Annotated in this window: 21 protein-coding genes; 11 read left to right on the top strand and 10 right to left on the bottom strand. The window is 70.4% G+C overall.

The features are described from left to right. The first annotated feature begins 34 nt into the window (after positions 1–34). From OG417_RS53680 to OG417_RS53665, 4 genes are all read left to right on the top strand, one after another. Complete coding sequence (locus tag OG417_RS53680; protein ID WP_329247543.1) at positions 35–922, top strand: hypothetical protein; 888 nt, start codon at positions 35–37, stop codon at positions 920–922. Between the two features lie 123 nt (positions 923–1,045). After that, entirely contained in the window at positions 1,046–1,294 is a 249-nt protein-coding gene (locus OG417_RS53675; RefSeq protein ID WP_329247540.1) for a DUF3618 domain-containing protein, read from the top strand. 55 nt (positions 1,295–1,349) lie between these two features. After that, a complete protein-coding gene (locus OG417_RS53670) occupies positions 1,350–1,610 on the top strand; it encodes a DUF4235 domain-containing protein (protein WP_329247537.1) in 261 nt (86 codons plus the stop codon). A gap of 123 nt (positions 1,611–1,733) precedes the next feature. Continuing rightward, positions 1,734–2,702 carry a YihY/virulence factor BrkB family protein gene (locus OG417_RS53665; protein ID WP_329247535.1) on the top strand — a complete coding sequence of 323 codons (969 nt, stop codon included), beginning with the start codon at positions 1,734–1,736 and terminating at the stop codon, positions 2,700–2,702. Between the two features lie 398 nt (positions 2,703–3,100). On the opposite strand, the gene OG417_RS53660 is transcribed toward OG417_RS53665, so the two are convergent. Next, a complete protein-coding gene (locus tag OG417_RS53660) occupies positions 3,101–3,700 on the bottom strand; it encodes a TetR/AcrR family transcriptional regulator (RefSeq protein ID WP_329247532.1) in 600 nt (199 codons plus the stop codon). 126 nt (positions 3,701–3,826) lie between these two features. On the opposite strand from OG417_RS53660, the gene OG417_RS53655 reads away from it, so the two are divergent. Beyond that, on the top strand, positions 3,827–4,567 hold the full coding sequence (locus OG417_RS53655; RefSeq protein WP_329247529.1) for an SDR family NAD(P)-dependent oxidoreductase: 741 nt from the start codon (positions 3,827–3,829) through the stop codon (positions 4,565–4,567). Between the two features lie 139 nt (positions 4,568–4,706). Continuing rightward, on the top strand, positions 4,707–5,456 hold the full coding sequence (locus tag OG417_RS53650) for an SDR family oxidoreductase (protein ID WP_329247526.1): 750 nt from the start codon (positions 4,707–4,709) through the stop codon (positions 5,454–5,456). Positions 5,457–5,550: 94 nt separating this feature from the next. Here OG417_RS53650 and OG417_RS53645 read toward each other — a convergent pair whose 3' ends face one another. From OG417_RS53645 to OG417_RS53635, 3 genes are all read right to left on the bottom strand, one after another. Further along, positions 5,551–7,011, bottom strand: coding sequence for an FG-GAP-like repeat-containing protein (locus tag OG417_RS53645; RefSeq protein WP_329247522.1), 1,461 nt, complete (start codon positions 7,009–7,011; stop codon positions 5,551–5,553). Positions 7,012–7,255: 244 nt separating this feature from the next. Continuing rightward, positions 7,256–8,494, bottom strand: coding sequence for a GAF domain-containing sensor histidine kinase (locus OG417_RS53640; protein ID WP_329247520.1), 1,239 nt, complete (start codon positions 8,492–8,494; stop codon positions 7,256–7,258). Positions 8,495–8,602: 108 nt separating this feature from the next. After that, positions 8,603–9,493 carry a helix-turn-helix transcriptional regulator gene (locus tag OG417_RS53635; protein WP_329247516.1) on the bottom strand — a complete coding sequence of 297 codons (891 nt, stop codon included), beginning with the start codon at positions 9,491–9,493 and terminating at the stop codon, positions 8,603–8,605. 101 nt (positions 9,494–9,594) lie between these two features. Between OG417_RS53635 and OG417_RS53630 the strand changes: the two genes are divergently transcribed. Both OG417_RS53630 and OG417_RS53625 read left to right on the top strand, forming a co-directional pair. Then, positions 9,595–11,073, top strand: coding sequence for an MFS transporter (locus OG417_RS53630; RefSeq protein ID WP_329247514.1), 1,479 nt, complete (start codon positions 9,595–9,597; stop codon positions 11,071–11,073). A gap of 53 nt (positions 11,074–11,126) precedes the next feature. Then, on the top strand, positions 11,127–11,945 hold the full coding sequence (locus OG417_RS53625; protein ID WP_329247511.1) for an alpha/beta fold hydrolase: 819 nt from the start codon (positions 11,127–11,129) through the stop codon (positions 11,943–11,945). Here the strand turns inward: OG417_RS53625 and OG417_RS53620 are convergent. Both OG417_RS53620 and OG417_RS53615 read right to left on the bottom strand, forming a co-directional pair. Continuing rightward, positions 11,920–13,584: a RecQ family ATP-dependent DNA helicase gene (locus OG417_RS53620; protein ID WP_329247509.1), complete on the bottom strand. Its 1,665-nt coding sequence runs from the start codon at positions 13,582–13,584 to the stop codon at positions 11,920–11,922. The two genes, OG417_RS53625 and OG417_RS53620, sit on opposite strands and share 26 nt — an antisense overlap. 204 nt (positions 13,585–13,788) lie before the next feature. Next, complete coding sequence (locus OG417_RS53615) at positions 13,789–13,962, bottom strand: CsbD family protein (protein WP_329247506.1); 174 nt, start codon at positions 13,960–13,962, stop codon at positions 13,789–13,791. Positions 13,963–14,437: 475 nt separating this feature from the next. Here OG417_RS53615 and OG417_RS53610 point away from each other — a divergent pair, with 475 nt between their 5' ends. Beyond that, a complete protein-coding gene (locus OG417_RS53610; RefSeq protein ID WP_329247503.1) occupies positions 14,438–15,958 on the top strand; it encodes an MFS transporter in 1,521 nt (506 codons plus the stop codon). A 69-nt stretch (positions 15,959–16,027) separates the two neighbouring features. Here OG417_RS53610 and OG417_RS53605 read toward each other — a convergent pair whose 3' ends face one another. Continuing rightward, complete coding sequence (locus OG417_RS53605) at positions 16,028–16,381, bottom strand: cupin domain-containing protein (protein WP_329247500.1); 354 nt, start codon at positions 16,379–16,381, stop codon at positions 16,028–16,030. A 95-nt stretch (positions 16,382–16,476) separates the two neighbouring features. Between OG417_RS53605 and yczR the strand changes: the two genes are divergently transcribed. Further along, positions 16,477–17,895, top strand: coding sequence for an aminotransferase-like domain-containing protein (yczR, locus tag OG417_RS53600; RefSeq protein WP_329247497.1), 1,419 nt, complete (start codon positions 16,477–16,479; stop codon positions 17,893–17,895). A gap of 32 nt (positions 17,896–17,927) precedes the next feature. Here yczR and OG417_RS53595 read toward each other — a convergent pair whose 3' ends face one another. After that, a complete protein-coding gene (locus OG417_RS53595) occupies positions 17,928–18,521 on the bottom strand; it encodes a TetR family transcriptional regulator (protein WP_329247494.1) in 594 nt (197 codons plus the stop codon). A 112-nt stretch (positions 18,522–18,633) separates the two neighbouring features. Between OG417_RS53595 and OG417_RS53590 the strand changes: the two genes are divergently transcribed. Then, positions 18,634–18,891 carry a hypothetical protein gene (locus tag OG417_RS53590; RefSeq protein ID WP_329247491.1) on the top strand — a complete coding sequence of 86 codons (258 nt, stop codon included), beginning with the start codon at positions 18,634–18,636 and terminating at the stop codon, positions 18,889–18,891. A 151-nt stretch (positions 18,892–19,042) separates the two neighbouring features. Here the strand turns inward: OG417_RS53590 and OG417_RS53585 are convergent, their stop codons facing one another. Further along, on the bottom strand, positions 19,043–19,267 hold the full coding sequence (locus OG417_RS53585; protein WP_329247488.1) for a non-oxidative hydroxyarylic acid decarboxylases subunit D: 225 nt from the start codon (positions 19,265–19,267) through the stop codon (positions 19,043–19,045). Between the two features lie 26 nt (positions 19,268–19,293). Continuing rightward, complete coding sequence (locus OG417_RS53580) at positions 19,294–20,718, bottom strand: non-oxidative hydroxyarylic acid decarboxylases subunit C (protein WP_329247486.1); 1,425 nt, start codon at positions 20,716–20,718, stop codon at positions 19,294–19,296. Positions 20,719–20,744 lie beyond the last annotated feature (26 nt).

The raw sequence follows: 20,744 nt of genomic DNA, 5'->3' as shown, positions 1-20,744 counted from the left end.
CGTTCCGCGCACCGAGCCGCCGAGAGGAGCCGCGGTGTCCGTCCCCAGGTCAGGCGTTCTTACGACGGCTCTCACGCGCCGAGGCCGGCAGCGTTTCTCCGGGACCCTCCGGCTCCACGGCGGCCAGGGCGGCGAGGTGGCCATGCGCGACGGCGCGGTCCTCGCGGCCTCCACCCCGGCCGCGCCGGGCATCGAGTCGCTGCTCCTGCGCTCCGGCCGGGTCGCCGAGGCCGACTGGAGCGAGGTGTTCACCGCCGCTGCCCCGTACGGCCGGCTGGCGGAGGAGCTGGTCGAGCGCGGGCTGCTCGGCGCGGCGGCCATCGAGGTGCTGACGCAGACCGCCGTCTTCGACGCTATCTTCGCGATCGCCCTGGGCGGCGTCACCGCCTGCACCGCCCGGCCCGCGGCGCCCGGCGACCTGCCGCCACTGCTGCCCGCCGAGCCGGGGCTGGACACCGGGCGGATCGTACGGGAGACCCACCGCCGGCTGGAGGTCGTCGCCGGCTGGCAGCGGCTCGGTCTGTCGATCCACACCCGCCCGGCGCCCGCCGAGACCCGGCGGAACCCGGCCCTCGCGCCAGGCCGCGCCGCGATCCTCGCCACCGCCGACGGGAGGGCCAGCGCGCGCGACATCGCCTTCAGCCTCGGACGAGGGCTCTACTCCGTGCTGTCGGACCTGGCCATCCTGCTCAAAGACGGTCTGATCACCGTCGACCCGCCCTCCGGAGCCCGGCCCGCGGCCGAGTCCGTCCAGGTCGGCGCGGTCCGGCTGGAGGAGGTCCCGCTCGCCGAGCTGCCGATCGGCGAGCTGCGGGACGGCTCGTCGCCGGATGCCCTGCTGGACCCGGCACCGTCCGCCGAGACCGCCGCCGAGCTCCCGCGCCGTCGCCGTGGCACGCCCGGGTCCTCCATCGGCGCCTGAGCGGCCGCGCGTCAGATTCCCCGCCGGCCGAAACGGCATCGGTTCGACGCCGCATTAGTACGCGCTGCCCGGGTACGTGGGCCGCACCACCGAATGCGCACCATTCCGGGAAAGGCGTCAACGATGAGTCAGGACACCACCCGAGCGGGCGGGAACGGCGAACGCGAACAACTCGTCGCCGGGATCGAACAGAGCCGCCAGGATCTGGCCAGAACGGTACGGGCACTGACCGCCAAGGTGGACGTGCCCACGCGCGTACGGGGCAGGGCCGCCGAGATGCGCGAGCGCACCCGGCCCGCCCTGGTGTACGGCGCGGCCGGCGTCTGCGCCGCGGCCGCACTGCTGGCCCTGAGCAGGAGGAAGCGGTCATGAGCGAGCGAACCGATAAGCACGCTTTCCTGGTCGCTCCTCCGACGAAGGAGGGTTCATGAGCAAGGCGAACTCCATGTCCCGGTCGGCCTCGGCGGCGCTCGGCATCGCCGGAGGCCTGATCGCCGGTGTGATCTTCAAGCAGACCTGGCGGCTGATCGCCCGCGACGACGACACCCCCGACGCCGGCGACCTGGAGCGGAGCTGGGCCGAGGTGCTCATCGCCGCGACCCTGCAGGGCGCGATCAGCGGAGCGGTCAAGGCCGCACTCAACCGCGGTTACCTCCTGCACAGCCGGCACGACGACGAGGTCGAATGAGCGAGCGAATCATCGAACACGTGTGCCTGGTCTCTCCTCCGATGAAGGAGGACCCATGAGCGAGCGGAGCGAGCGAATCAAAGAACACGTGTGCCTGGTCTCTCCTCCGACGAAGGAGGACCCATGAGCGCGGACGCCACCGATGTGCCCCGGAGCCCGACCGATCTGCCCGGCCGCTCGTGGTGGGCCGCGGTGCGGCGGTCGCTGGGGGAGTTCCGGCGCGACAACGTCACCGACTGGGCCGCCGCGCTCACCTACTACAGCGTGCTGTCCATCTTCCCGGCGATGCTCGTGGTCGTCTCCCTCGTCGGCCTGGCCGGGAAGTCGGTGTCCCGGTCGCTGATCACCAACGTCGGCGAGCTCGCGCCCGGGCAGGTCAGGCAGATCCTCGTGGACGCCATCACCGAGTTGCAGCGGGGGCACGGCGGCGCCGGGATCGTCGCGGTCATCAGCCTGGCGGCGGCGATCTGGTCCGCCTCCGGGTACGTCGCGGCGTTCATGCGCGCCGCCAACGCCATCTACGACATCGACGAGGGACGCCCGATCTACAAGACGCTGCCGATCCGCGTCGCCATCACCCTCACGACGCTGATGCTGCTGTCGGCGTGCGCCGTCGCGGTGGTGGTGTCCGGGCCGATCGCCCAGCGCGCCGGGGCGATGGTCGGCGCCGGGCCGGCGGCCATCACGATCTTCGGCATCGTGAAGTGGCCGGTGCTGCTGCTCGTCGTCGGTCTGCTGTTCGCCCTGCTGTACTGGGCGGGGCCGAACGCCAAGCAGGGGGTTCGCTGGGTCACTCCCGGCGGTGTGTTCGCCGTCGTCATCTGGCTGGTCGCGTCGGCCGGTTTCGCGTTCTACGTCGCGCACTTCAGTTCGTACAACAAGACGTACGGAAGCCTCGCCGGCCTGATCATCTTCCTGGTCTGGATCTGGGTGTCGAACATCGCCATCCTGCTCGGCGCGGAGCTCAACGCCGAACTCGAACGCGGCCGCGCCATCGCCGCCGGCCGGCCGAAGACCGAGGAGCCGTACGTCGAGCTGCGCGACACCCGCGCCCTGGACGACCCGCCCCCGGAGCAGGGTCAGGCGCCGTGACGAGCGCCGAGGGCCTCCGGCAACCGCGACGACGAAGCCCGCGAGGGACGTGACGCCGACCGACCAGCAGCCCCACGCGATGTCCACCGAGCGATGGTCGCCCGGTGCGCGGCGCACCGCCTCGAAGACGAGGAAGTCGGCGATCAGCGCGAACTCCACGATCGCGGCGCACGTCGGCAGGGCGCGTCCGCCCGCCAAGGCGGAGATCGCTCCCACCACCGCGACGGCGGTGACGATCCAGCCGACGCCGGCTCGGTGTCCGGGACCGGATGGCGCCGGGGGTCGGTCAGGGCGCGGAGGGCGATCCGGTGTCCCGGCGTCGGTCGCCGAACGCACCGACGACGAGCCCCAGGTCTCCGCGGTCGCGTCGCCAGGGATTCGGGCGCCGGGCCCGCGGATCAGGCGCGGAGGGCGTCGATCAGGGCGTCGACGGCGGCGAGTGCGGTGGCCGTGTCGAGTCCCGCGCGCGAGACCAGGGAAAGGCCCTGGACGGTGAACAGCAGTAGCTGCGCCTGGGCCTCGGGGGTGGCGTCCTGGTTGACCTCGCCGTCGGCCTGTGCGCGCCGCAGAGCGTCGGTGACGATCTGGGTGAAGCGGGCGTGCGAGCGGGCTACGATCTCGCGGGCGTCGGCATCCTGCGGAACGAGTTCGGCGGTGGTGTTGCCGATCATGCACCCTTGCGGAACGCCGACGTCGGAGGCGTACTCCTGTGCCCGGGCCGGATTGGCGAGCACCTCGCGCAGTGCCGGCAGCACCGGCCCGGCCTCCAGCGCCGTGACCAGCCGGCGCTCGTAGGTGTCCCAGTACAGCTGGACCGCTGCCAGGTAGAAATGCCGCTTGTCGCCGAAGGCGCCGTACAGGCTGCCGCGTTCCAGGGCCAGCACGTCGACGAGGTCCTGGACGGAGGTCGCTCCGTAGCCCCGGGACCAGAACAGCAGGAGCGCGCGCTCCAGGGCCTGGTCCTTGTCGAATGCGCGGGGGCGTCCCGTCCGTGCCATGTCCTCACGTTACGACTTTTTGACCGGACGCACAAAACCCCGTACGGTGACGGCCGAGGGACTTCTTGAACGATGACACAGAAGTGCGCCGGCGCAAGCGCGTCAGCGGACGAGAGGCAGGAGCGCATGGACTTCGGGGGAAAGATGGCACTGATCACCGGATCGGGCGCCATCGGCGGGCTCGGGCACGCGACGGCGAGGATCCTCGCCGCCGGTGGTGCCGACGTGGTCATCACCGGCACCGACCCGGACCGCGGCGCCCAGGTCGTGGACGACGTGCGGGGGAGCGCGGCCGGCACCGTGCGCATCATCCCCGCCGACCTGGCCGACCCGCGGGCCGTACAGCGGCTGGCCGAGGACGCCGGGGCGGTGGACATCCTCGTCAACAACGCGGGCGTCGTCCCGTTCAGCGCGACCGCCGACCAGGACATCGCCGGCTACGACGCCGCCTTCGCGGTCAACGTGCGCGCGCCGTTCGTCCTGGTCGCCCAGCTCGCGCCGAAGATGGCCGCCAATGGGGGCGGCAGCATCGTCAACGTCAGCTCCACCGCCGCCGGCCTCGGCATGCCGCCGATGGCGGTCTACGGTGCCACCAAGGCGGCGCTCGAGTCCCTGACCCGCACCTGGGCGGCCGAGTTCGCCACGTCGAACGTGCGCGTCAACGCCGTGTCGCCCGGCCCGATGACCACCTCCAAGGTGGTGGCGGCCATGGGCCCGGATCTCGGCGGCATGGGACTGACGACCGCGCTGAAGCGCGCCGGCGACCCGGCCGAGGTCGCCCAGGTGATCGCCTTTATCGCCAGCGACCAGGCAAGCTACGTGACCGGTGCCGTCGTGGCCGCCGACGGAGGCCGGACCGCCATCTGACCCCGGACGCGCCGGCTACCGACACGGCGGAGGTGGCCTGGGCGTTCTCCGAGCCGATGACGGGGACGGCCCGTCATCGTTATCGAAACCACCGTGACCAGAACCACGCGCCTTGGCGCGAAATAGGAGAATGAGGTCAATGGGTCGTCTTGCGGGAAAGCGTGCACTGATCACAGGCGGGACGAGCGGCATCGGCCTCGAGACGGCCCGTGAGTTCCTCGCCGAGGGAGCGGCTGTCGCGATCACCGGTCGCTCGCAGGAACGGCTGGATGAGGCCGCCCGGCAGCTGGACGGTCCGCTGCTGCCCATCCTCAGCGACGCCGGCGACGTGCCCGGCCAGGCGGCGCTCGCGGCGCGGCTGCAGGAAGAGTGGCCGCAGCTCGACATCGTGATGAGCAACGCCGCCGACGTCACCCACCTTCCGATCGAGGAATGGACCGAGGAGGCATTCGACAGGATCGTCGCCACCGATCTCAAGGGACCGTTTTTCCTGATCAAGGCGTTGCTGCCGCTCTTCTCGCGGCAAGCCTCGGTCATCCTCGTCGGCTCGGTCTCCGCTTTCATCGGGCACGAGAACGCGGCAGTCTACGGTGCCGCCAAGGCGGGCCTGCTGTCCTTTTCCCGCGGGCTGACCTATGAGCTGAAGGACCGGGGTATCCGGGTCAACGGGCTGAGCCCTGGGCCCACCGTCACGGACACGTTCAAGCCGCTCGGCCCCGAGCGCCAGGCCGCCATCTACGACGAACTCCGGCGGACCGTGCCCCTCCATCGCCTGGGGACCGCCACCGAACTGGCGAAGGCGGCTGTCTATCTCGCCTCGGATGAGTCCGCCTACACCGCCGGCACCGTGCTGCGCGTTGATGGCGGCATCGGGGAGCTTGCGTACTGAGCGCCTGTGCTGCCTCCTCGGCGATGCGCGGCCGTCATGAAACGGCCCCGCGCCGGGTGGTCCGGTGCGGGGCCGTGCTTCGTACGGGAGGGGCTCAGCCGTTCCAGCCGGAGGTGAGCTGCTGTCGCGCGGCGAATCCGGTCGCGCGGCCCGCGTAGACGTACATCACGCCGGTGTTGCTCTGTACGCCGATCAGGTCCGAGACGCCGTCGCCGGTGATGTCGCCGGTGTAGGTGAGCGAGCGGATGCCGCCCCAGCCGGAGCCGAGCTGCTTACGGGTGCCGAGCGCCTTGGACGCGCCGGGGTAGACCCACAGCGTGCCGTCGGAGATGCGCACCGCGATCAGGTCGGGCTTGCCGTCGCCGGTGATGTCGTTGACGCCGACCAGCTTGTTCATGCCGTTCCAGCCGCCCGTACCGATCTTGATGCGGGTGCCGAGCGCCTTCGACGCGCCGGGGTAGACCCAGAGTGTGCCGTCGGACTTCTGGGCGGCGATGAGGTCGGGCTTGCCGTCGCCGGTCAGGTCGCGGATGGCGGTGAGGTCCTTCATGCCGTTCCAGCCGCTGTTACCGATCTTGATGCGGGTGCCGAGGGCGTTCGTGCCGCCCGGGTACAGCCAGAGCGTGCCGTCGGACTTCTGGGCCGCGATGAGGTCGCCCTTGCCGTCGCCGGTCAGGTCGCCGATGCCGGTGAGCTCGGTCATGCCGTTCCAGCCGCCGGTGCCGATCAGCCGCCGGTCGGAGGCGGCCAGTGACGGGCCGGGGTAGAGCCACAGCTTGCCGGTCGCGCGGTCGGCCGCGACCAGGTCGGCGGTGCCGTCTCCGGTCAGGTCTCCCAGGCTCGACAGGTCGGCGTCGGTGTGGCCGGTGACCTTGAACATGCCGCCGGGCTGCATGTCCGCGGCGAGCTTGGCGGCGCTGATCGTGTGCGAACCGCCGGTGGCCTTCCACGGGTCCCACACGGTGATCGTGCCGGCGCCGGTGTCGTAGCCGTACGCGACGATGGCGTGGCCGACCTTGGTGCCGCTCATGCCGGCGTTCCAGGGCAGCTTCTCCATCCACACGCCGAGGGTGGGGGCGCGCTTGAGCACGCCGACGTCGTAGGAGACCTGCGACAACATGCTCGACGCCGTCGAGGCGTCGGAAAAGCCGTAGCTGTAGCCGAGCGGGTCCACGTAGCCGTTCATGACGGGCAGCGCCTGGTTGCCCGTGGTGCCGTTGGCGGACGTCGTGCCCATCTTGGTGGCCAGGGTGTCCTGGCTGACGGACACGCCGAACGTCGACAGGCTCATCGACGCCGAGGTGGGCACGCACTTGTAGTTCGTGTTCTGGTACTGGCCCTTCAGGGACAGCTTCGCCGAGGTCGGCGCCGCGGCGGTCGCCGCCGCCGCGACCTTCGGGGCCATGAGGGAACGGGTCGCGTGGACGACCGCGTCGCCGCGTGGCGGACGGGGCGTCACCGCCGCGTCGGCCGTGCCCGATGCCATTCCCGTGGCCGCCAACGTCAGTGCGGCCGCCGAGGCCACCAGGGGCAGGCGCCGGCCGAGCGTCTTCATGGGAGGTCTCCTCGCACTTCGGGGGGAGCGCGGCCGGCCCGCCCGGTCACCGGGAGGAGCGGCCACGCCGAAGGGTGGCACTGGCGGTCACGGAGGATTCGTGATGCCCGCCGGGCGTTTCGACGCCACCGAGGCGGGGGCGGTTCCGATCTTTCGGACGCTTTTCACCGCTTTTTCGGGCGGGTGAGGAGCCGACGGCCGCGCCGTCACGACCGGCCGGCGCGCATCCTGTCGTACCGGGAGGTCACCGGGGGATGGTGACCTCGAGCGAGGTGCCCTCTCCGGCCGGGCTCCGCAGTCGCAGCGTGCCCTCCACGGCGTCGACGCGGTCCATGAGTCCGAGGAGTCCCGACCCGGGGCCGATGACGGCGCCGCCCTGCCCGTCGTCACGGACCGACAGGCGGATCTCGTGGTCGTCGTGGTCGAGTTCGACGTGGGCGGTGGAGGCGTTCGCGTGCTTGGCGACGTTGTTCAGTGCCTCGGAGACGATGTAATAAAGCGTCACCTGGTGCTGTTCCGGCAGCGAGTCCGGAATCTCCGTACGCAGCTCGACCGGCACCGGTGACCGGCGCGCCAGCGTCTGCAGGGCCGCCCTCAGCCCTGACTTGGACAGGACGCCCGGATGGAGTCCCCGGCAGATCTCCTGCAGTTCGGCGATGGCGTTCGACAGGCCCTTGCCGGTGTTCGTCAGCTGTTCCCGCAGGTCTTCCTCGCCGGGCGGCATGGCCGACTCCGCGGCGCGCAGGTCGAACGTGAGGGACACCAGGTGCTGCTGAACACCATCGTGCAGGTCGCGCTCGATCCGGCGGCGCGTCGCGTCCGAAGCGGCGATCACCCGGGCACGGGAGTCGATGAGGTCCGCCCGCGACTTGGCCTGCGCGAGCGTGCAGGCGACGAGTTCGACGAAGTCGGCAAGGCGCGTCTCGGTGTCGTCCCGGGGCGGCGTCCCGCCGCGGAACATGACCGCGACGTCGCCCCACAGGCGCCCCTCCACCCAGACCGGGCAGGAGACGATGTGCTTGATCCCGTGCGACCGGGCCCAGGCACCGGCCTCGCCCGTGACGGACGCACTGCTCCTGCGGACCGGCCCCCCGGTGCGCAGCACGAGCGCCGCGGCGGAGCCCGACCCGATCGGCCACCGCTCCGCCATCGGCGCGATGATCTCCGGGGAACGCGGATTCGACCACCATCCCACCACCGTCGCCGTCTGGTCGTCCTCGTACCGGTCGATCGCGGCGTGGTCCGCGCCGAGGAGCGCGCCGAGCTCGCCCGCGACCGTCGTGAATGCCTCCGTGGGCGAGAGCCCGAGGGCGACGAGCGTCGTCACCCGCCGGAGCGCCCCGTACGACTGCTCGAGCCGGTCGAGCTCGGCCCGGTCGGCGAGCATCGATCGCAGCGCGGCAGTGGACCCCGTGGCGCGGGCGCGCAGGGTACGCGCGGCCGGCCTGTTCGCCAGCCGCGTGACCGCGTCCCGTACGCCCAATGACCGTCCCGTGATCGCTCGCCGCGAGCCGTGCACTCGCCTCGCTCAGACTATGTCGCCGCAGGTCAAGTGGGCAAAAACAGCATTTTTCGCCGCGGTCGCCGCCGATTACGAGACCGGTTGCCGGAGATCGGCCGCATCGCGTCCCGGGCCGGACACCAGCATCAGTGTCTCCAGCCGGGCCCGGGTCTCGTCGTCCTCGGGCACGTAGGTGACCAGCCGCGCGCCTGACTGTGGGGCGAGCCAGAGGCTGGTGTTCAGGAGCTTCAGGTGGCCGACGTGGGGGTTGTCGATGTGCTTGGTCTTGTCGGAGACTCCGACCACCTCGAACCTGTCCCAGAGGGCGCGGAACTCCGGCAGCGTCTTCAGCCGTGCCAGCAGGGCCTTCCACGCGGGCTCGGCGAGGTGCTCGGCCATGGAGGCGCGGAACTTCGCGACCATGTCACGGGTCGCTTCCTCCAGGTCGCCCGTCGCGGCCCGCCACTGGTCGTTGGTGAACGCCAGCCACATGCAGTTGCGGTCCTGGCGCGGCAGGCCGTCCATGTCGCACAGGAGCCGGCTGAAGGCGCGGTTGTAGCCGAGGATGTCGTAGCGCCCGTTCTGTACGCAGGCCGGGAAGGGGTCGAGGCGGTCCAGCATCGACCGCAGGGCGGGTGTGACCGTCGGGCAGGGTTCTTCCGGCGTCGGATCCGTGGCCCCGGCGAGCGCGAACAGGTGCGCTCGCTCACTCTGATCCATCAGCAGCGCCCGCGCCAGAGAGTCCAGCACCTGGGCGGAGACCTGGATGTCGCGGGCCTGCTCCAGCCAGGTGTACCAGGTCACCCCGACCGCGGACAACTGCGCGACCTCTTCGCGACGCAGCCCCGGCGTGCGCCGTCTGCGGCCACGCGCCAGGCCGACCTGCTCCGGAGTGATCCGCTCGCGGCGGCTGCGCAGGAAGTCGGCCAGCTCCTGGCGGCGTGTGTCCGGGGTCGGGGCACTGTCGGCACTCGTCCTCATGTCACCACTGTGCTACGCGGCTCAGCCTGTTACCAGGTAGAACTTCTACCAGGATAAAGACACTCTGGTAACAGGCTGAGGAGTGCCGGAATGTCGACAGGGTGAGTGAAACAGAGACATCCGGAACATCCCTCAGGCAGCCGGGCGCCGTCATCGCCCCCGCGGAGGGCGGTGACGGCCGCCCTGACGACCGGCCGCCCGCACTGGGCTCGCTCGGCCTGTTCACCGTCCTGCTCGGCGCGGCCCTGCCACTGATCGACTTCTTCATCGTCAACGTCGCCCTGTCGACCATCGACGAGGATCTCGGCGCGGGCCCTGCCCTGCTCGAACTGGTGGTGGCCGGGTACGGCCTGGCGTACGCGGTCCTGCTCGTCCTCGGAGGGCGGCTCGGTGACACCTTCGGCCGCCGCAGGCTCTTCGTCGCCGGCCTGGCCGCCTTCGGCCTCACCTCACTCGCGTGCGGGCTCGCGCCCGACCCCTGGGTGCTGGTGATCGCTCGGGTGGCGCAGGGCGCGGCGGCCGCGATGATGATGCCGCAGGTCCTGGGCACCATCCATGCCTCCACCACCGGCCACCGCCGGGCCAGAGCGGTCGGCCTGTACGGCGCCACCCAAGGCCTTTCCATGGTGGTCGGCCAGATCATCGGCGGTGTCCTTGTCGCGGCGGACCTGTGGGGCTCCGGCTGGCGCTCGATCTTCCTGGTGAACGTGCCGATAGCCGCGGCAGGACTCCTCCTGTCGCTGCGCACTGTGCCGGACACCCGCTCCCCGCGGCCCGAGCCGGTCGACGTCCCCGGCACCCTCTTGCTCACCGCGGCGCTCGCCGCGTTGTTGCTGCCGCTCACCGAGGGCAGGGCGACCGGATGGCCGGCATGGACCTGGGTGCTGCTCGCGGCGAGTCCGTTCCTGGCGCTGGCCTTCCAGCGCGTCGAAGCGAGGTCCGACCGGATGGGCCGCACCCCGCTGGTGCCGCCGAGGCTGCTGCGCCTCGTCTCGCTGCGTCGCGGCCTCGCGCTTCTCCCGCCGTTCGGGATCGGCTTCGGCGGCCTGATGTTCGTGCTGGCCATAGCGTTGCAGCAGGGCCTGCGGATGACCGCCGTGATCGCCGGTCTCGCCCTGGCCCCGTTCGCGCTGTCCGTCTTCCTGGCCTCGTTCGCCGGGCCCTGGATGGTCACCCGGTACGGCGCGGGACGGGTGGTGACGTTCGGATGCCTGCTGCAGTTCGTCGGCGGTGTCCTGCTCCTCCTGACGTTCTGGCACTACTGGCCGCACCTGAACGCGTGGGGCCTGGCGCCCACGTTCGTGGTCGTCGGGTTCGGCCAGGGCCTGCAACTGCCGGTGCTCTTCCGCATCGTGCTCTCCGACGTGCCGCACGAACGCGCGGGGGTGGGCACCGGCGTGATGACCACGACTCAGCAGTCGGCGCTCGCGCTCGGCGTCGCGACGATCGGCTCGCTGTTCCTGGCCCTGCTCGGCCCCTGGGGCATGCGGGACGCCCTGCTGGTGGCGCTGCTGGCCTGGCTCGGTGCGGTCGCGTTGACGGGCGTGTTGAGCCTCAGGCTGCCGCGCGCCATCGCGTGAGAGCACCCCGACCAGCCGGAACAGTGACCCATAATGCACAAGAAGGAGACACCGTGACTGCAGGCAGGACCAGGCACGACCGTGAGGTTCGGCGATCGGGCCACACGACGATCCGATACACGGCCAGCGGTCCGGCCGGAGGGCCGACCCTGGCTCTCATCCACGGCTGGGCGTGCAACCGCACCGACTTCGATGCGATGACCGACCATCTGCCCGAGAACTACCGGGTTCTTGCGATCGACCTCGCCGAGCACGGACAGTCGCGGTCAACGCGGGACGTCTGGACCATGGAAGAGTTCGCTCGCGACGTGGCAGCCGTACTGGAAGCCGAGTCGGTGGACACGTGCGTCGTGGCCGGGCACTCTCTCGGCGGAGCGGTCGCCGTCGAAGTCGGGCGGCTGCTGCCTGACACGGTCTCGCATGTGGTCGCGCTCGACGCGCTGCACTATCTGTCCTTGTTCCCGGCGCAGAGCGACGAGCAGACCGACGCGATGCTGCACCTGTTCCGTACGGACTTCGCCGCGGCGGTGCGGGGTCTCGTCGAGGGAGGTTCGCCGGCAGGGACCGACACGGCTCTCAAGGACTCGTACTTCGAGAAGATGGTCGCGGTGCGGCAGCCCGCGGGCGTGCGGTCCATCGAGGGGCTGGTGCGCTGGGACATGGACGCGGCGCTGCGCGAGACACAGCAGCCGATCACCGTGTTCGCGATACGAGACCTGGTGACGCAGGAGGCGATCGACCGCTACGCGGACCGCTTCGACATCGCGCTCGTCGACCTGGGCAGCCACCACTTTCCGGTGGAGTCACCCGAGGAAACGGCGAGGCTTCTGGCCGCGACCGTGGAAACTAGTGCTTCGCCGACGCGAGCGTGAGCAGGGAGTCACGCTGGACGGCGTCCAGGGAGAGCGTCTTGTAGCCGATCTCCTCGAACAGCACGGTGATCCGGTCGGGCTCCTCGCGCATGACCGTTCCGGCGCCCCAGGACGCGTGGACCACCTGGGAGTGGATCGGGAAGGGCGTGTCGGCCCGCGCCGTCTCGACCGACCCGCTCGCGCAGGTGTCGCAGTTTCCGCAGGTCTGCCGGGCGTACGGCTCGCCGAAGTACTCCAGCAGGTACCGGCGGCGGCAGCCCGTCGTCTCGGCGTACCCCCGCATCATGTCGATGCGCGAGTCGTCCATCTTGCGGCGGCTCTCGTCGAACTCCATGGCGTCGGCGACCGCCCGCTCCGGCGCGGGTCCCTTCGGGGCGTACCGCAGCTCGCCGCGGTCGCCGACCTCCACCGCCTCGGCGTGCTGGAGCAGGTTGACCAGGCCGGTCAGCTTGGACGCGCCGACGTTCAGCGTCTCCCGTACCGCGCGCGCCTTCACGGTGCCGCCGTGCTCGTGGAGGAGCGTGGCGAGCCGGAGCAGCATCTCCTCGTCCGGCCGGCCGGCGGCGAAGAACCGGCGCAGGCCCAGGTCCTCGGACCGGTAGAACAGGACCGCCTCGGCCGGCTCACCGTCGCGACCGGCGCGGCCGATCTCCTGGTAGTAGGAGTCCGGCGACTCCGGCGGCGCGCTGTGCAGGACGTACCGCACGTTCGGCTTGTCGATCCCCATGCCGAACGCCGAGGTGGCCACCACCACGTCGACCCCGTCCTCGGAGAACAGGGTGTGCACCCGTTCGCGGTCGGCGGTCTTCATCCCGGCGTGGTACGCCTCGGCGCGGACGCCGGCCTCGGTCAGCTCCTTCGCGTACGCCGTGGCGTCGCGGCGGGTGGCGACGTACACGAGGCCGAGTCCGTCACGCCCGGCGACGTCCTCCAGAAGCGCCCGCCGCTTGTCGGACTCCTCGGTGAACCGGCGGACGCGCAGCCCGATGTTGGGCCGGTCGAAGCCCCGGATGACCTGCCGTAGGTTCCGCAGGCCGAGCACCTCGACGATGTCCTCGCGTACGGGCGGGGAGGCGGTCGCGGTCAGCGCGATCACCGGCGGGTGGCCCAGGCGGTCGATCACCCGGCCGAGCCGGAGGTAGTCGGGCCGGAAGTCGTGTCCCCAGGCCGACACGCAGTGCGCCTCGTCGATGGCGATCAGCGAGGGCCGCGCCGCGACGAGCTTGTCGACCACCTCCGGCTTGGCGAGCTGCTCGGGCGACAGGAACACGTACTCGGCCTGACCGGCGCGAATCTGCTCCAGCGAGCTCTCGCTCGAACCCGCGCGCTGGGCGGAGTTGACCACGACCGCGCCGCCGGCGTTCCGCTCGGCGAGGGACAGCATCTGGTCGCGTTGCAGCGCGATCAGCGGCGAGATCACGATGGTGGGACCGTCGAGCAGCTGGGCGGGGATCTGGTACGTCGCGGACTTCCCGCCGCCGGTCGGCATGACCACGAGGACGTCGTGGCCCTGGAGCAGGTGCTGCATGGCCTCGTCCTGGCCCGGCCGCAGCTCCTCCCAGCCGAAGACCTCACGGGCGGTCCGCTGCACCTGCCGCCGTCGCCGCCCGAACCGCCGGAAACCATCGCGAATGCCCATATAGCGCCTCCCCGCCGGGCGCTGTTACCCCGAAGGCCCCGGCTCAGTCCTCTTTCGCCTACGCGTGATCATCTCAGGGCAACGCGGGCGCGTATGGGGGTTCGGCGAACCGGAGGCGTGACGCGGAACGCGTTCAGGGCCCGTCCGGTCGCGGACGGGTCCTGTGCCGGGGGCGAAGGAAAGTCGTCGGTACGGGCGGACCCGTCAGTCCTTGAAGACGTCCTTGATCTTTTCGCCGGCCTGTTTCAGATCGCCCTTGGCCTGGTCGGATCGGCCCTCGGCCTCCATTTCCTCATTGTCGATGGCCTCGCCGGTTTCCTTCTTGACTTTGCCCTTGATCACCTCGGCTTTGTTGCGGGCTTTGTCGGTGGCGCTCATAACTCTCCCCTTGTCGTTGAAAAGGCATGGTGAAAACAATTCGTGAATCGCCTTTGATTCACGTCGGCTGCTTTTTCCTGCCCGCTGGTTCGGGCTCCTGACGTCCCGTCGTCATTCGCGGCGCCGGGGGAGTCCGTAGTCGTGCGCCGGTGCCGGCGCGCAGGGGGTGTGAAGCGCCCGCCCGGCACCCGCGGGAGCCCCGCGGCGCGTCCTCGGGAGGCCTGCGGTGCGTCCGGGCGGCACCCGGGACGCGTGCGCAGGGTGGCCGAGCGCCCGGTATGGGCCTCCGAGGGGCTGATCGCCGTTGCGTGGCGTTCTGGCGATCAGATCGCCGGTCACAGTGGTCAATCACGTACGATGCGACGGTCCTGGCTCCAAATCACAAGAGTTTCGGGGGAGCTATATACATGTTATGTATATCCGCCTATGGTGATCGTCCTGTAACCCTACGGAAACAACACGAAGGAGGATGACGATGGCAGAGGCCCCCCCGCAGGCCATCGTTCGGAGTCTCGTGCCGGCACGGATCGACCGGCTGCCCTGGTCTCGTTTCCACACCCGGATGATCATCGCTCTGGGTGTGGCGTGGGTCCTGGACGGCCTGGAGATCCAGATCGCCAGCATCATCGGCCCCGTTCTCCAGCATGCGAACACGCTGCACCTCACGTCCCAGGATGTCGGCTTCTCCGCGACGATCTATCTGATCGGTGAAGTGGTCGGCGCGCTGGTTTTCGGCCGGCTTTCCGACCGGTTCGGGCGGCGCAAACTGTTCGTCGCGACACTCGGGCTCTACCTCGTCGCGAACGGGCTCACCGCTTTCTCGTTCAACTACGGGATCTTCCTGTTCTTCCGCTTCGTCGCCGGCATGGGAATCGGCGGTGAATACGCGGCGATCCATTCGGCGATCGACGAGCTCATTCCCGCGAAGTACCGCGGCCGGGTCGACCTGGCGGTCAGCGGCACCTACTGGTTCGGCGCGATCCTCGGCTCGCTCAGCGAGTACCTCCTGCTCAACAAGTCGGTCTTCGCCGACGACATCGGCTGGCGGGTCGGCTTCTTCATCGGCCCGGTGCTAGGCCTGGCGATCTGGACGCTGCGCCGCACCCTGCCGGAGAGCCCGCGCTGGCAGCTCTCCCACGGCCACGCCGACGAGGCCGAGGCGACGATCGCGCAGATCGAGCGCGAGGTGGCGTCCTCCGGCAAGGAACTCGCGCCGGTGGACGAGGACCGGTACCTGGAGATCAAGCCGCAGGAGTCCGTCTCGTTCCTGCAGGTCGCCAAGACGCTGTTCAAGGAGTACCCGACGCGGTCGCTGCTCGGCGCGACCCTGATGATCAGCCAGTCGTTCCTGTACAACGCGATCTTCTTCACCTACGGCCTCGTGCTCAAGCACTTCTACGGGGTCTCGGACCACAGCGTGGCGACGTACTTCTTCGCCTTCGCCGCGGGCAACTTCCTCGGGCCGCTGTTCCTCGGCCGGCTGTTCGACACGATCGGCCGCAAGCAGATGATCGCGGGCACCTACATCGTGTCCGGTGCGCTGCTCGCCTTCAGCGGCTACCTGTTCAACATCGGCGCCCTGACCGCCGTGACCCAGACCGTGCTGTGGACGGTGATCTTCTTCATCGCCTCGGCCGCGGCCAGCTCCGGGTACCTGACCGTGAGCGAGATCTTCCCGATGGAGCTCCGCTCGCAGGCGATCGCCCTGTTCTTCGCGATCGCCCAGGTCTTCGGCGCCCTCGGCCCGACGGTCTTCGGCTCGCTGATCGGCGACCAGGACAACCCGAACCCGGGCCGGCTGTTCATCGCCTACCTGATCTCGGCGGGAATCATGATCCTCGCCGGCGTCATCGCGGCGATCTTCGGAGTCAAGGCCGAAGGCGCGTCCCTGGAGGACATCGCGGCCCCCATCAGCTCGATCCGGTCGGCCGCCGGCAGCGTCAGCGAGAAGCTGGAGTCTGGGACCGGCTCCAGCACCGTCCCCTCGGTGACCTGACCTTCGCCGGCCCATCGAGAAAGGTCCCCGCGCGCCTCGCTCCGCGCGGGGACTCTCTCGTGTCCGCGGTCAGCTCCCGTACTGCTTGGTGTCGGGGTGCTCGACGAGCAGGATGTGCGCGGTCTTCTCGGCGACGGGGCGGTGCCGCACCCCTCGGGGGACGACGAACAGCTCGCCCGGGTTCAGCACCACCGGGTCCCGCCCTTCCAACTGGATCTCGAAGCCGCCGTCCCAGCACAGGAACAGCTCGTCCTCGTCGTGGTGGTGCCAGGGGAACTCGCCTTCGAGCCGGGCGAGACGAACGACGGTGGTGTCGTTGACGAACGCCAAGTTGTGCTGCTGGAACGGCCCCGGAAGCGCGGTGATGGCCTCGGGCACCGATACCGCGGCAAGGTGCCGCAGGTCCTCCTGTCGTGTGGTCATGCCGTGATCCTCGCCGTCATCGTGGCCCGGTTACAGAGCCAATACGCCAGAATTGGTCCACCGAAGGAACCAATTGTCTGGATCGGAGCACTTCGATGGACCCAGCCGAGCTGGCCGACCGCCTGGGCCGGTGGTCGGCCGGCCGCGGACCGCTCTACCTCCTGCTCGCCGCGCGGCTGCGGCGCCTCGTCGACGAGGGCGAGCTGCCGCCCGGCACCGTACTGCCACCCGACCGGGCCCTCGCGTCCGCGCTGGCGGTAGGACGCGGGACCGTCGTGGCCGCGTACGAACAGCTGCGCCTGGACGGCCGGATCATCCGGCGCCAGGGAAGCGGGACCCGCGTGGCCGGGGCGTCGCGCCCGGGGCCTCGGGACACCACCGGCGCACCCGTCTTCCTCCACCTGCTCGAGCCCCGGGACGACGACGTGATCCTCCTGGCGTGCGCCGCGCCCACCGCACCGCCGGCGGCGCTGCTCGCCGCCTACGAACGGGCCCTGTCCCAGCTGGCCACGGTCACGGACGACATCGGGTACCACCCATCGGGCCACTGGCGGTTGCGCCGAGCCGTCGCCGACCACTACACGCGCCGTGGGGTACCGACCGACCCCGAGGACGTCCTGATCACCAACGGCGGTCAGCAGGCCCTCTCCCTGCTCGCCCGCGCCTTCGTCGAGCCCGGTGGCACGGTGCTCGTCGAGGCGCCCACCTACCCCGGTGCGATCGAGGCGTTCCGCGAACAGGCCGCGTCCTTGCGGACGCTTCCCGTCGGCCTGGACGGCTTCGAAACGGTGGCCCGTACTCGCCCGGAACTCGCCTACCTCGTGTCCACCCACCACAACCCGACCGGTGGGGTACTCCCGCCGCTCGCGCGCCGGCGGCTCGCCGCGACCGCCGCCACGGCGGACGTACCGCTCGTCGACGACGAGGTCCTCGCCCACCTGGCGTTCCCCGGGCAGTCCACGCCCCGTCCACTCGCCGGCGAGACGGTCATCTCCCTGGGTTCGCTCAGCAAGAGCGTCTGGGGCGGGCTACGCGTCGGCTGGATACGGGCCGCACGGCCCGTCATCGACCGGCTCGCCCGGCTCAGGGCGGTTCATGATCTCGGCGGGAACGTCACCGCGCAGCTCGCCGCCGCCGAACTGCTGCCGCGCCTGGAAACGCTGTGCCGAGACATCGCGGCGGACCGCCAGGCCCGCCATGACCACCTGCGCGCGGAACTGGCACGGCGGCTGCCGCAGTGGCAGGCCCCGCCCGTCACCGGTGGTCAGACGCTGTGGGTGCGCCTTCCCCACGGCGACGGCGACTCCTTCGCACAGACGGCCCTCCGCCACGGCGTCGCCGTGCTGCCCGGCAGCGGACTGGACGCCTCCGGGGGCAGCAGGGAGTTCGTCCGCATCCACTTCCTCGCCGACCCCGGCACGCTGACCGAGGCGGTGCACCGCCTGGCCACGGCCTGGCAGACGTACGGTGGTGCCGACCGAGGCACGCCGGCGCCTCGGTCGATGGCGATATGACGTTGTAGATCAGTGGAGTCCGGCGTTAGTGCTCATTGTGCGGCGCTGCCGAGGAGGCGGACGAGACGGACGAGCGCGGTGCGCTGGCCGTCCAGGTCGTTGTTGAGGCCGGGCATCAGCATCGGTTGGAGTTGCGGAGTGGCGAACCACCAGCCGGCTAGGGCGATAACCGCGTACAGGAGCTCCTCGGGCGGCACCTGTGGGGTCAGGTGTCCCGTTTTCTGCGCCTTGGCCAGGGCGGCGATCTTTTCGGCGTAGTGCGCGGCCCGTTCGTCTTGGGCCACCACCGCCTTCCCCTCTACGGCGTGGAGGCCCTCCCAGTGCAGCAGCCGGATGAAATGCCGGTGGGCGCGGTGATAGTCAAAGACCCGTCCGGCGTACTCCCCCAGGTCGGACGCGACCTGTGGGTCCAGTGGCACGGCCTCGGCCAGGCGCTCCAGCTCCTTGCTGAGCACGATCGCGAACATCTGCTGCTTGTTGCCGAAGTAGGAGTAGATCCGTTCCTTGTTCACCCCCGCCGTGGCGGCGATGCGGTCCATCCGGGCAGCCTCCGGGCCGTAGGCGGCGAATTCGCTGACCGCGGCGTCCAGGATGAGCCGCTTGGTTCTCTCTGTGTCCCATGCCATGGCCTGAGCCTACGCCAAACTCCAACTCGCGAGTTGATTTTCCCGGGCCGTCATGCCAATATCCAACTTGCGAGTTGGAAGTTGGTCTTCCTCCGGCTACAAAGGAGACGTCATGGCATCGGTCCGCACCCGGTCCACCGCCCCTGCGGCCCCGTCGATCCACCTGCGAGCCACGTTCACGTGGCTGGCCGTGTACTTCATGATCATGGTCACGCAGACGCTGCTGGCGCCTGTTCTCGGATCGCTTCCCCTGCCGGTCCGGACGCTCATGGTGACCGCCATCGTCGTGCCCACCGTCGTGTACGCGCTCGTCCCCGCGATCCTGCGGGTCTACGCAGCGCTGCGCCACGACGCGCCCAAGGTCCGGTGATGGCACTCGGCGTGACCGATCGCGCGATCAACGCGGCCGAGGCGATCTCGCCACCGCCCGCCGCCCGACCCTCAACATCCCGAGGAACCGGCGACCTGTTCTCCGCCGGGAAAAGGGCGCCTCGGTCGAGGGCGATATGACGTCTTCGCCGTCAGCGGCGGACCGGGGGAACGGGCGGCACCTCGGGTGCCTCGTCGAAGTCCTCCTGGGTCAGCCGGAACTCCTCGGGATAGTGATCGCGGCTCGTACGGCGGTCCGGCTCGGTGGTGCGCCAGGTGTACAGGCACCGCTCGCACCGCAGGACCTCCCACACACCGGGCACCGGCGAGCTCGCGACCCGCTCGACGTGTTCGAACGCGCAGCGCGGGCAGGTCATGAGTCTCCCTTCTCCGGCCGGTGTGTTCAGCGCGTGGAGAGCATCGCGCTGAGCTTGGCGATCCACCGCGGCGTCTCCGGCAGGTCGGTCACCGGCCGGCCGTAGCTGCCGCGGATGTCCGGGGGCACCGGGGTGGTGGCGTCGATGATGAGCTTGTCGCTGATGCCGGGCGGCTCCGAGCCCGGGTCGAGTTCGAGGACCGACATGGCGGGCAGGTCGACCAGGTCGCTCGCCGGGTTGACCTTGGTGGACAGCGCCCACATCACCTGGGGCAGGTCGAACGGATCGACGTCCTCGTCGACCATGATGACCACCTTGCAGTAGCCGAGGCCGTGCGGCGTGGACATGGCGCGTGTGCCGACCGCGCGGGCGAAGCCGCCGTAGCGCTTGGCGGTCGAGATGATCGCCAGCAGGCCGTGGGTGTACATCGCGTTGACCGTGCGTACTTCGGGAAAGTCCGTCTTGAGCTGCTGGTACAGCGGTACGCAGGTGGCCGGCCCGATCAGGTAGTCGATCTCGGTCCACGGCATGCCGAGGTAGAGCGCCTCGAAGATCGGGTCGTCGCGGTGGGAGATCCGCTCGACGCGGATCACCGGCATCCGGCGACCGCCCGAGTAGTGGCCGGTGAACTCTCCGAACGGGCCCTCGAACTCCCGCAGGCCCCCCTCGACGACGCCCTCCAGGACCACCTCGCTGCCCCAGGGCACGTCCAGCCCGGTGAGCGGGGCGGGTGTGATGGGCGCCGGCGCGCCGCGCAGCGCCCCGGCGAGGCGGTACTCCGACTGCTCGTAGCCCAGCGGTGTGCCGGCGACGATGGAGATGACCGGGTCGTTGCCCAGAGCGACCGCGACCGGCAGGTCCTCGCCCCGCTCTTCGGCCTTGCGCAGGTGGACGGCGATGTCGTGCATGGGCACGGGCTGCAGGCCGAGCCGGTCACGGCCCTTGACCTGCATGCGGTACACCCCGACGTTCTGCCGGCCGAAGTCGTCGGGCGCCTCGGGGTCGCGGGAGACCACGGCGGCCTTGTCGAGGTAGCAGCCGCCGTCGCCGTCGTTCAGCCGGAACAGCGGCAGCACCGCGAACAGGTCGACGTCGTCGCCCGTCACGGAGTTGCGCGCCCAGGGCGCGTCCGGCCGCCGCTCGGGCTCGACCGGCGCCTCGCCCCAGCGCCGGATGAACTCCTGGACCTGGTCCTTCACGGAGGTGTCCGGCGGCAGGCCGAGCGCGACGGCGTGGTTGGCCCACGAGCCGTGCACGTTCATGGCGATCCGCGCGCCGGTGTACCCGGTGACCTTGTCGAAGTACAGCGCCGGGGCGTTCTCGCCGATCCGGCAGGCGGCGTTGGCCGCTGCGGCCAGGTCCGGCTCGGGCGCCACCTCCTCGGTGACGCGCAGCAACTGGCGCTGCCGCTCCAGCTCGTCGAGGAACGAGCGGAGGTCGTCATAGGCCACCGGAACCCCTCCCCGTCCGGCGTGGC

It is taken from the genome of Actinoallomurus sp. NBC_01490 (genome assembly GCF_036227085.1).
Lineage (GTDB): Bacteria > Actinomycetota > Actinomycetes > Streptosporangiales > Streptosporangiaceae > Actinoallomurus > Actinoallomurus oryzae.
The sequence above is the reverse complement of the archived record's forward strand: the minus strand, read 5'-3'. Positions and strand labels throughout refer to the sequence as shown.

Bases quoted from the DNA above. Each gene is read 5' to 3' on its own strand.
- OG417_RS53675 (WP_329247540.1), top strand. From the start codon at position 1,046: ATGAGTCAGGACACCACCCGAGCGGGCGGGAACGGCGAACGCGAACAA.
- OG417_RS53645 (WP_329247522.1), bottom strand. From the start codon at position 7,011: ATGAAGACGCTCGGCCGGCGCCTGCCCCTGGTGGCCTCGGCGGCCGCA.
- OG417_RS53635 (WP_329247516.1), bottom strand. From the start codon at position 9,493: ATGAGGACGAGTGCCGACAGTGCCCCGACCCCGGACACACGCCGCCAG.
- OG417_RS53650 (WP_329247526.1), top strand. From the start codon at position 4,707: ATGGGTCGTCTTGCGGGAAAGCGTGCACTGATCACAGGCGGGACGAGC.
- OG417_RS53590 (WP_329247491.1), top strand. From the start codon at position 18,634: ATGGCATCGGTCCGCACCCGGTCCACCGCCCCTGCGGCCCCGTCGATC.
- OG417_RS53605 (WP_329247500.1), bottom strand. From the start codon at position 16,381: ATGACCACACGACAGGAGGACCTGCGGCACCTTGCCGCGGTATCGGTG.
- OG417_RS53670 (WP_329247537.1), top strand. From the start codon at position 1,350: ATGAGCAAGGCGAACTCCATGTCCCGGTCGGCCTCGGCGGCGCTCGGC.
- OG417_RS53655 (WP_329247529.1), top strand. From the start codon at position 3,827: ATGGACTTCGGGGGAAAGATGGCACTGATCACCGGATCGGGCGCCATC.
- OG417_RS53610 (WP_329247503.1), top strand. From the start codon at position 14,438: ATGGCAGAGGCCCCCCCGCAGGCCATCGTTCGGAGTCTCGTGCCGGCA.
- OG417_RS53660 (WP_329247532.1), bottom strand. From the start codon at position 3,700: ATGGCACGGACGGGACGCCCCCGCGCATTCGACAAGGACCAGGCCCTG.
- OG417_RS53665 (WP_329247535.1), top strand. From the start codon at position 1,734: ATGAGCGCGGACGCCACCGATGTGCCCCGGAGCCCGACCGATCTGCCC.
- OG417_RS53620 (WP_329247509.1), bottom strand. From the start codon at position 13,584: ATGGGCATTCGCGATGGTTTCCGGCGGTTCGGGCGGCGACGGCGGCAG.
- OG417_RS53595 (WP_329247494.1), bottom strand. From the start codon at position 18,521: ATGGCATGGGACACAGAGAGAACCAAGCGGCTCATCCTGGACGCCGCG.
- yczR (WP_329247497.1), top strand. From the start codon at position 16,477: ATGGACCCAGCCGAGCTGGCCGACCGCCTGGGCCGGTGGTCGGCCGGC.
- OG417_RS53585 (WP_329247488.1), bottom strand. From the start codon at position 19,267: ATGACCTGCCCGCGCTGCGCGTTCGAACACGTCGAGCGGGTCGCGAGC.
- OG417_RS53615 (WP_329247506.1), bottom strand. From the start codon at position 13,962: ATGAGCGCCACCGACAAAGCCCGCAACAAAGCCGAGGTGATCAAGGGC.